The 10,069-nt window shown below is 65.6% G+C and carries 5 protein-coding genes and 1 pseudogene; 3 read left to right on the top strand and 3 right to left on the bottom strand.

All coding sequences use genetic code 11. The features are described 5' to 3' along the window. Positions 1-398: NAD(P)-binding domain-containing protein (locus EAX62_RS15870; RefSeq protein WP_233558014.1), on the bottom strand; the 398-nt coding region annotated here is incomplete at its 3' end. 327 nt (positions 399-725) lie between these two features. Here EAX62_RS15870 and EAX62_RS15865 point away from each other — a divergent pair. From EAX62_RS15865 to EAX62_RS15855, 3 genes are all read left to right on the top strand, one after another. Next, positions 726-2,075, top strand: a complete 1,350-nt coding sequence (locus EAX62_RS15865; protein ID WP_199711343.1) for an ABC transporter substrate-binding protein — start codon at positions 726-728, stop codon at positions 2,073-2,075. Between the two features lie 79 nt (positions 2,076-2,154). After that, positions 2,155-3,099 (top strand): carbohydrate ABC transporter permease, encoded by a 945-nt coding sequence (locus EAX62_RS15860; protein WP_121902710.1) that lies wholly within the window; start codon positions 2,155-2,157, stop codon positions 3,097-3,099. A 3-nt stretch (positions 3,100-3,102) separates the two neighbouring features. Then, the gene (locus EAX62_RS15855; RefSeq protein ID WP_121902709.1) at positions 3,103-4,011 is read left to right on the top strand and encodes a carbohydrate ABC transporter permease; all 909 of its coding nucleotides are present in this window, start codon (positions 3,103-3,105) and stop codon (positions 4,009-4,011) included. A gap of 189 nt (positions 4,012-4,200) precedes the next feature. Here EAX62_RS15855 and EAX62_RS17580 read toward each other — a convergent pair. Beyond that, positions 4,201-4,530, bottom strand: a pseudogene (locus EAX62_RS17580) (phosphatase PAP2 family protein); the annotation flags it as partial. A gap of 650 nt (positions 4,531-5,180) precedes the next feature. Continuing rightward, the gene (locus tag EAX62_RS15845) at positions 5,181-9,998 is read right to left on the bottom strand and encodes a beta-galactosidase (RefSeq protein ID WP_121902707.1); all 4,818 of its coding nucleotides are present in this window, start codon (positions 9,996-9,998) and stop codon (positions 5,181-5,183) included. Between the last annotated feature and the right edge of the window lie 71 nt (positions 9,999-10,069).

Below are 10,069 nucleotides of genomic sequence, written 5' to 3'. Positions count from 1 at the left end.
CCGGAGATCCCGGCGCCGACGAAGTGCAGGCCCACCTCACGCAGACGCTTCTCGCGGATCCGGGTGTCCTCGAAGTGGGCGTTGCCGCCATCGACGACGATGTCGCCCTCTTCCAGGAGGGGGATCAGGGAGTCGATGACTGCGTCGGTTCCGCGACCGGCCTTGACCATGCAGATGATGCGGCGTGGGCGCTCCAGCGAGGCGACGAAGTCCTCGAGTTCAACGGCCGGGCGGAAATCGCCTTCGTGGCCATGTTCCTCCATGACCGCATCGGTCTTGCTGGTGGTGCGGTTGTAGAGCGCCACACGGTAGCCGTTGCGCGCGAGGTTGCGCGCGAGGTTTGAACCCATCACGGCCATGCCGATGACGCCAACGTCTGCGAGGTCCTGGGAAGTCATGGAAGGAGCGTCTCCTGTGCTGAGGGTGTGGTTTTCGTCTCAACATTACCGGCCTTCACGCGTGGACGGTGTCTCGTCCCAGACCACGGTGGGGAATATGGAAGTCCGCGACGTCCACGACGGGATCGTTGAACGAGCAACCTCTGACAACAATGTGAGCGTTCTCAAGCATCAAGGTGTCACGTTGAGGTCACAAAACGCTCATCGTGATCGGCCATTTGGTGGAAAACCCATCATATGAACGCCCTCGACAACAGTCATCAGATGTCTTAATAGTACGGTCGGGCCAAGGAACGAACCCGTTCGAAACGAAGACCCGGAGGAACAATGTCTGTTTTCCCGAAGCGCCTGATGACGGTGGCTGGACTCCTGTCCGCCGCTGCTCTCGGCCTCACCGCATGTGGTGGCGACGCCACTCCAGCGGACCCCACACCGGCAGCAAGCTCGGCGGAGGCCACCTCGGCCGAGACGCCCAGCGAGCCCATTGACATCGAATACATGCACCGCCTCCCCGACGGTGAAGGCATGACCACCGTCGCCGAGATCGTCGGACGCTGGAATGCCGAGAACCCGAACATCCAGGTCAAGGCGACCAAGTTCGATGGCAAGGCGCAGGAAATGATCACCAAGCTGGAAACCGACATCAACGCCAACAACGGCGTGTGCCTGGCGCAGCTCGGATACGCCGAGGTTCCGGAGATGTTCGTCAAGGGTTTGACGATGGATGTCACCGCAGAGGCCGAGAAGTACAAGGACAACTTCGGTGGCGCCTACGGCCAGATGTCTGTCGGCGGTGCCGTGGTCGGCCTGCCGCAGGACTCGGGCCCGCTCATCTACATGTACAACGAGACCGAGTTCAAGGCTCTCGGCATCGAGGTGCCCACCAACGCTGAAGAGTTCGTCGCTGCCGCCAAGACGGCCGCCGCGAAGGGCAAGTACATTGCCGACTTCGAAGCCGACGAGGCGCAGAACTGGCTCTCCGGCCAGTCCGCTGGCGCCGGTGCCGTCTGGTACTCCGCCGTTGACGATGCCTGGAAGGTCGACGCGGCCTCTGACCAGTCGATGGTCGTTGCCAACTTCTGGCAGGAACTGCTCGACTCCAAGGCCGCGCTGACGCACGACCGCTGGAGCGACGCCTACACCGCAGCACTCGTCGACGGCACCCTCATCGGCAACATTGCCGCCGCCTGGGAGGTTGGTTTCGCGCTCGACCCGCTGGACACAACCGCGTACGCGGGCCAGTGGCGCGTTGCGCAGTTGCCCCAGTTCGGTGATGCACCCATGACCGGCCCCGACGGCGGTTCCGGTGTTGCAGTCATGAAGGGCTGCGAATACCCCGCCCAGGCCATGAAGTTCAACAACTGGTTCAACACCCAGGTTGAGGACCTCGCCTCGCAGGGTCTCGTGCCTGCTGCAGCCGAGGCTGCCGCCACTCCTGAGAAGTGGAGCACACAGTTCGGTGGTCAGGACGTCATGGCTGAGCTGGTCACGGCCAACAAGAACCTGAACGCGGACTTCGCCTACATTCCCGGCTTCTCCGCCGTCGGACCGAAGATGACCGAGGCTGCTGCTGCTGCAGCAGCAGGTAGTGGCAAGGTGGCGGACGTTTTCACCGCCGCCCAGGATGCATCGATTGCCGCGCTGAAGGATGCCGGGCTTCCGGTTTCCGAAGGCTGATGACCTGCCGGGCCCGGAACCACAAGGTTCCGGGCCCGGTTTTTTCCACGTCGTACTTCCCCGAGGAGTTGTTGAGTAGATGTCCACACAGGCCGAGGCCGCCCCGGTGCGCCGTCGCTGGAGCAGGCAGGCGCGCCACCAGATGATCTATGGCTGGGCATTCGCGCTGCCGTTCTTCCTGCTGTTCCTGCTCGTCTTCGCCGCACCGATCATCTCGTCGATCCGCTCCAGCCTGTTCAAGATGCAGTCCACCGGTGGTGGGCTCTTCGGCGGTGGGGAGCGCGTTGAGGTGTTCGCCGGTCTCGAGAACTTCATCGTGGCCGCCACCAACACCTCGTTCTGGGGCGGCATTGGGCGCGTCATGCTGTTCGGTGTGTTCCAGATCCCGGTGATGATCGGTATCGCGCTCGGCCTGGCCCTGCTGCTGGACTCCTTCCTGGTCCGCCGTCCGGGTACGTGGCGCCTTCTCTACTTCCTGCCCTACGCCATCCCGGGCCTGATCGCCGCGATCGTCTGGGGCTACCTGTACGTGCCCCAGATCTCCCCGTTCGCCGACGCGTTCGGCACGTCAGGGGGGCAACCGTTCTTCCTGGCGCCCGGCATCATCCTGGCCTCCATGGCCAACATGACCACGTGGACCTTCACGGGCTACAACATGCTGATCTTCCTTGCAGCGTTGCAGGCGATCCCCGGAGACCTGTACGAGGCTGCCCGCATCGACGGTGCCAGCGGTCTCCAGATCACCGCGAAGATCAAGATCCCGCTGGTGCGTGGGGCCGCCCTGCTGGCAGTGCTGCTGTCCATCATCGGCACGATCCAACTGTTCAACGAGCCCACGGTGATGCAGACGTTGGCGTCGTGGATGGGCAACGACTACACCCCGATGATGATGGCCTACAACACGATGATGGGGCAGATGACCCCGAGCGGTGCCGGTCCGGCATCGGCCGTCTCGATCCTCATGGCCATGGTCGCCGGCGTGCTCGCCGTGATCTATGCGCTGGCCCAGCGAAAGGCAGACTGACCCATGGCAACGCAGATCAAGACCACGCCTGACGGCCTCGTCTACCGTCCTTCCATCGAGGATCAGCCTCCGCGCTCCATCGCACCGTCCAAGCTCGCCCAGACCGTCACGCTCGTCGTGCTCGGCTTTGTGCTGCTGTACTTCCTGCTGCCCATCGTGTGGCTGGTCATTGCATCGTCGAAGAACAACACCGACCTGGTGAGCAGCTTCGGTTTCTGGTTCGCGGACAACAACTGGGCGTTCAACTGGAACTCGCTCATGAGTTGGACCAAGGGCCTGTTCCCGCGCTGGGTGCTGAACTCCGTGTTCTACTCCACTGTGGCCGCGACGCTGGGCACGTTGATCTCGGTGGCCTGCGGCTACGCCATGGCCAAGTTCGTGTTCCCCGGCCGTCGCGCTTTGCTGGTCACGATCATGGCGGGGCTGCTCATGCCTATCGCGATCCTCACCGTGCCGCTGTACCTGCTGTTCTCGCAGATGCAGCTCACCAACACCATCTGGTCCATCATCATCCCGTCGATGGTCAGCCCCTTCGGTGTCTTCCTCGCCAACGTGTACGCGGACTCGTCCGTGCCCACCGAACTGCTGGAAGCGGCCCGCATTGACGGTGCAGGGGAGGCCAGGATCTTCTTCACGATGGTGCTGCGGCTTCTGGCGCCCGCCATGGTGACAATCTTCCTGTTCATCTTCGTGGCCACCTGGAACAACTTCCTGCTGCCACTGATGATGATCTCCTCTGACACGTTGAAGCCGGTCACGCTCGGTCTCTACGGCATGATGAGCTACTTCGCCCCGGACAAGGGCGCCGTCATGCTGGGCGCGCTCCTGGGTGTTGTCCCGCTGATCCTGCTGTTCCTGATTCTTCAGCGCTTCTGGCAGTCCGGCCTCGCGGCGGGCGCGGTCAAGGGCTGAGACAGCCAGACCTCGTGTGGCACGAAGGCCCCCGATCGACGTCGTGTCGGTCGGGGGCCTTCGTCGTTGTGCGGCGGGCTGTCAGCCGTCGGTGACCTCGCTGGGATGTTCGGGAGAGGGGAGCGCGGCGTCGCGGTCTCGGCGGCGGTTCATGACGGCCACGGCCACGATGTGCGTGGCGACCACCGTCGCCAACCATGCGACACCGAGGATCCAGCCGGTGATGACGTCGGTGAGCCAGTGGTGCCCGAGGTACACCCGCGAGAGTCCCATGGACAGGGCGTAGAGGACGGCCAGCACCACCGTCACCACCCGCGCACGTCGTCGGCCCTCGAATCGACGCCACAGCAGGTAGGCCACGACACCACCCACCACCACCGCGTTGAGGGCGTGTCCGCTCGGGAAGGATGGCGAGGTCTCGTACGGTGCGATGGCGAACTGGTGGGGCGGACGGACCCTGTCGATGTAGTTCTTGCCGACGATGGTCACGCTCAGCGAACCGAGGGCTGCGGCCACCATCAACGTCGCCGGCAACCAGGACCGCCAGCGCAGGCACAGCCAGACCACGATGATGAGGGCGATGATGGGGGACCCCACGGGACCCCCGATCTGTGTGAACGCCCCCACCACAGTGTTCAGCCACGGCTGACGGATCCCCACCATGTAGTCCAACACGGGTTGGTCGAGGAGGGAGAGGCCGTCGCGCTCGGTGACGGCTTCGTAGATTTCGCTGGCAGCCCACGTGAGCAAGCCAAGGATGAACGCACCGACGAGTGCCGGGACAAGGATGGCCACGTGTGGCCTCACCTCGACGGGGACGCGTTCGTCGACCACCTCGATGGCCCCGTCGACGACCTGCTTCGCCTTGTCGCTGAGTTCGTCTCCGTCTTTCGCCATGGGGTCAAGCCTAAGGCCAACGCGACGCACGCCCGGTTCTTCTGTTCCCCGAGTTCCGCCCGTGAGGAACGAAGGGGCGCAGTATCGAAGGGCTGGTGAGGTGTGGGTGGTCCCTGGATATGTCCTGGCGATTTCGTCGCGAGGGCTGGTGTCAGACGAGTTTGCCTCCGCGCACGACGAAGGGGGCGCCCCGGCTGGTGCCGGGACGCCCCCTTCGGGTCATAGTGCTCGGGTCATAGTGCTCGGGTCATTGTGCTCGGGTCATTGTGCGATCAGGAGAACTGCACGATGTTGTTGAACACCCACTTGGTGGCCACGACGTACTTGTGCGTGCCGTTGGACTGCTTCGTGGACTCGACCGTCTGCGCCCAGATGTAGCTGCGGCAACCGTTGCGGCCGGTGGCCGCGGTGTCGCATTCCGTCATCCACTTGCGGCCTTCGTTGCTGGTCCACGCGCCGGTGTGACCCAGCGGGTTCTCGGTCCAGTAGGCGCGGGGCGAGGGCAGGTAGGTCATGTTGTTGAAAACCCATCCCGTGCTCGCCACGAACGAGCCGTCCTTGGCGGTCACCTGGGTGGCCCAGATGTCCGTGCGGCAGCGCCACGTCACGGAGTACGTCTCGCACGTGGTGAACCACTTGCGACCGTTGACGTCGTGGAAGCCCGGCGTCGTGTAGACATCGCCCTTCGACGGAGGCGTCGCCGGACGTGTCCAGCCCGCCTTTGTCGGCGTCGCGGTGACCGTGGGCTTCACGGTCGGCTTGACCGTCGGGGTCACCGTGACCGTGGGCGTCACCGTGACGGTGGGACGGACCGTGACGGTGGGTGTCACCGTGACAGTCGGATCCACGGTCACCGTGGGGGTGACGGTGACGGTGGGCGTGGAGTCGCCGTCCACCGTGACATCTGCCCAGTCGCTGGTAGCCAGGGCCTGGCCGCTCACGGAGTCCACGAGGACGGTGCGCACCTGGTGGACACCACCGGCGTTGAGGACCTTGGCGGCCTCCCCGACGGTGCCGTTGGCCTCGCCGGGTGCCTTCCACTCGTAGCGCAGCGCCGTGATGGCGCCGTCCCCGAGCTTGGGCAGTGCGCCGACGGTGCCGGTGGCGGTCACGGTGGTGCCCGCAGCAACGCTGGTGGCGCTGACTGCGACCGTCGGCTTCGGCTGCGCCGGGTAGGCCGGTGCCACGTTGGCCTCCATGTCGCCCGCCGCACCGGTGGTGTTGTGCATCGGCACCAGGCGGATCTTCTGCGGCCCCATGCCGGCGGCCTTGGCGACCACCACCACGGCGATGTCGTTGCTGCCCCGGGGGTTCAGGAACCCGGCCGGGACGGTGAACGACTTCTGAGGGCCGATGTCACCGATGTAGATGCCGGTGTGCCAGCCGTTGACGTACAACATCACCTGCGAGCCGTCGGTGCGGGTTGCCGCGGTCGCGCCGAACTTTTCCGACTCGATGTTCAGGCGCCATGCGACGTCCTGTCCCTCGGGCACGTTCAGGTCGACGTGGCTGCGGTACCAGGTGACACCGGGGGCGTCGGCCACCATGGTGGTGGCGGGCGCCCAGTTGCTGTCCGGGTAGCCGGGCAGGTACCAGCCGGCACGCTCGCCGTAGAGGCCGCCGTTGTTGTAGGCGGTGCGGTCGGTGTCGGCCGAACCGTCGGGATGTTCGGCACCCTGGATCTTCCAGACGACGGGGCCGCTGGCGGCCAGGTTCGCCTCGTACAGGCCGCGGTTCTGGCGCGACAGGCCATCATCGCTCCAGTCGAGGTTGTGACCGAGGTTGTTCACCAGCACCGAGACCACGACGCTCTGGCCGGCCGTCACCGCACCGGCGGGTGCCGGGACGCTGACCGTGCCGCCCGAAGCGGGCCGGGCGCCGGCGTAGACGCCGTTGATCCAGACCTGCAGGAACGCCGGGTTCTTGCCCTGGCCGGGCACGCCGCTGCCGCCGTTGCCACGGAAGGTCAACGTTGGGTTGGAGGTGGCGGCCGTGTACTTCGCCCGGTACCAGACGGATCCCTGGAAGAAGCCGTAGCGGTTGGAGTCGAGCACCACACCGTTGGAGCCGGGACCCTGCTGGTTGTTGAGCCCGTTGGTGGCGTTGGCCAGTTTCCAGTCGGCGTCGTCGAACGCGACGGCGCTTTCCGGGTTCTCGCTGCCCTTGACCCAGGTCAGGGCGGGTTCGGTGACGGCCACGGGCGCCGGTGCCGTGGTGACAGTGGCGCCGTTCCAGGTCCAGGACGTTATGCCCTGGGGCAGTGTCACCGTCAGTGCCGAAGCGGAGCTGACGGAGCCGGTGATGTTGGCGACGGTGCCGTCGAAGTGGACGCTGCGGACCACATCGGCGCCGTCGACCCACACCGTCTTGTTGCTGGTGCCCACCTTGCCGGAGGTGTGCCACAGATCAGCGGCGGACTCCCGGTCCATGATGCGCAGGACGAGTACCGAACCGCCAGCTTCGGTGAGCGTCACGTCCACGGGGGCACCGTGGGTGTAGTTCAGACGCAGCTGCTTGGTGACCGCGTCGTAGGTGGAGGTGACACCGGCCGTGGCCGGCAGCGTGTAACCGGGCTCGACACGGAGCACTGTCTCGCCCGCGTCGCCCTTGTACCCGACCATCGTCTGGACGAGGCCGACGTCAGTCTCCAGCGCCTCGCCGAACAGCTGCGAGGTGGTGTAGTACAGGTCGTGCGCGCCGATCTTCAGGTCGGCGGTGATGGCCAGCGCGTCACGACCGTGGATCGTGAGCGTGGTGTCGGCCTTCTGCGGGATCCGCGGCCAGGTGACATCATTCGTCGGTTCCGGCTCCACGACCACGGGGGCGGTGGGGAAGATCCGGATGGCATCCAGCGGCGCGAAGCTGTTGGAGGATCCGGCGAACTTTTCGCCCGTCACGCGGACGCGCACGGTGTGGCTGCCCTGCGTGAGGCCCTGCTGGGAGAACAGGACCTTCTGCGGCTGGGCCGTGGTCGACGTGGTCTCCACAGTGCGGCCTGCGGCCACGGTGGCGCCGTCGATGAAGACCTCGGCGGGGCCGTGGTTGGAGGACCAGGGACCGAGGAGTTCGAAGCCGACACCGTCGAAGGTGAACGTGTACTCGCTGCCCGTCTTGCTGGAGTAGGTCTCATCCTTCATGTAGTCGCCGGCGGTCCAGCCCTGGTTGCTGGCGTGGGTCCAGTTGGCACCCTCGGCGCCGACGGCGCCGTTCCACTGCGCGACGGGGGTGGGGGTGTACGTGATCGACGGGTCGTTGTCGTTGATCAGGTAGGAACCGTCCGCGGAGCCGCCAACGCTGTTGAATGCGTCAATGTTGAAGGCGGTGCCGGTGCCTGCCGTGTCGGTGGCATCCTTCTGGCCCTTGACCGTCACGACGACGGTGTGGGCGCCGGGCGTGAGAGCGGGACTGGTGAACAGCGCCGTCTGCGTGGGGGCGTTCTGGTCCGTGTTGTAGTACGCGGAGACGTCGACGGCGGGGCCGTCGTCGATGCTGACGGAGGCGAGCCCGTACTTGGGTGCCTTCTCGCCGATCAGTTGGAAGCCGGTGCCGCTGAAGGTGTAGGTGGCGGAAGCGCCGGCGGTGGAACTGGTGGTCAGCGTCTTCCTGGATGCCGAGGCGTTCGCCTCCTGCGTCCATGCGCCGGTGTAGGTGATCGCATCGCTGCGGTCGTCGTGGGTGAAGGCGTCACCGCCGGCTGCCGAGGCGCGGTCGAGGGTCAGCGGGAGCGTGAAGGTGGTGTCGGTGTTGTCGTTGGTGTCGTCGAGACGCGCACCGATGAAGCGGGTGCCGTTGCCGGTCACCGACTCATCGAGCTTGTCCACCGACTGGCGGTACAGCACGTTGACGGGTTTGCCGACGACGTCTGCGGCCGCGCCACCCTGGACCGGGTCCATGCCCGCGAACTGCGGGACGGCGTTCTGGTAGTAGCCAAGTTCCTTCTGCACGGCCAGCTTGGGCGTGATGGTGCGGTCCTCGTTGAGGGCTGCGCCGTAGTCGTACGACGTGAAGCCGGAGGCCGGCGCACCGGTGTAGCCCCAGTTGGTGCCACCGATGATCATGTAGTAGTTGAAGTTGGTGACGCCGTTGGCGAGGTTGCGGACGCCGAACTGGCGGGTGAACGCCGGGTCGGTGTACTCCGCGCAGTCGTCGGCGCCGTAGTTGGCGCCCCACGGGGTGAAGGCGCCACCCTGGGCCTCGGTGATGAACTGCGGCACGTCAGGTGCGTAGCCACGAAACGATGCCTCGCGGTTCCCGAAGCCGTTGCGGTCGGCGGAGCAGTTGAAGCCCAGCGGGTACTCGTCGTAGGCGTAGAAGTCGAGGCCGTAGCTCGCGCTGTCGGCGAAGCGACCGCCCATGCCGTAGTCGTTGTGGAACTTGGGCACCGTGATGCCGTCGTCGGCGACCTGCTTGGTGAGAGCGGTCAGGAAGGCCTTGCGGGGGGCGCTGTCGCTGAGCAGCTCGTTCTCCACCTGGTACAGCAGCAGCGAGCCGCCGCCGTCGGTGACCTGGTGCTTCTTGGCGATCTGGTCAAAGGCGTGCAGCCACGCCTTGGAGGGCTCCAGGACCTCGGGGTCGGTGGAGCGGAGGTACTGGTTGTTCTTGTTCACCATCCACTGCGGGAGGCCGCCCATGGCAACTTCGGCGTTCACGTAGGGGCCGGGGCGGGCCACCACGTAGAGGCCCTCCTCGGCCGCCATGGTGAGGAGCTTGTCGATGTCGCGGGGACCGGTGAAGTCGAAGTCGCCACCTTCTTCGGCCTGGTGCATGCCCCAGAAGAAGTAGAGGCTGACGGCGTTGAAGCCTGCTGCACGAAGCTTCTGCATGACGTCACGCCAGCCGTCCTGGGACGGGACGCGCCAGTGGTGCAGCTCGCCGGACCACAGGTGGAGGCGCTCACCGTCGATCATGAAGGATCGCTTGTCGAACGTCACCGTGTGGGGTTGCTTGTCATTTCCGGGGAAGATGACCTGGTTGCCGGTGTGGGCCACGGGGTCCTCGGCACGCGCGGAGGGCGCGGCCATGAAGCCCGTGATGGCCAGCGTGGTCGCGGCGAGGGCCGCCACCAACCGACTGGAGAATTGTGTGGGCACGCAATGCACCTTTCCTCGCGACTTTGCAGAGCTGATGCGATCCTCGCATCAGGTCACGCAGCACTCCAAGG

The sequence above is a fragment of the Tessaracoccus antarcticus genome, from assembly GCF_003688855.1.
Taxonomy (GTDB): domain Bacteria; phylum Actinomycetota; class Actinomycetes; order Propionibacteriales; family Propionibacteriaceae; genus Arachnia; species Arachnia antarctica.
This window is presented reverse-complemented; position numbering and strand designations above follow the sequence as displayed.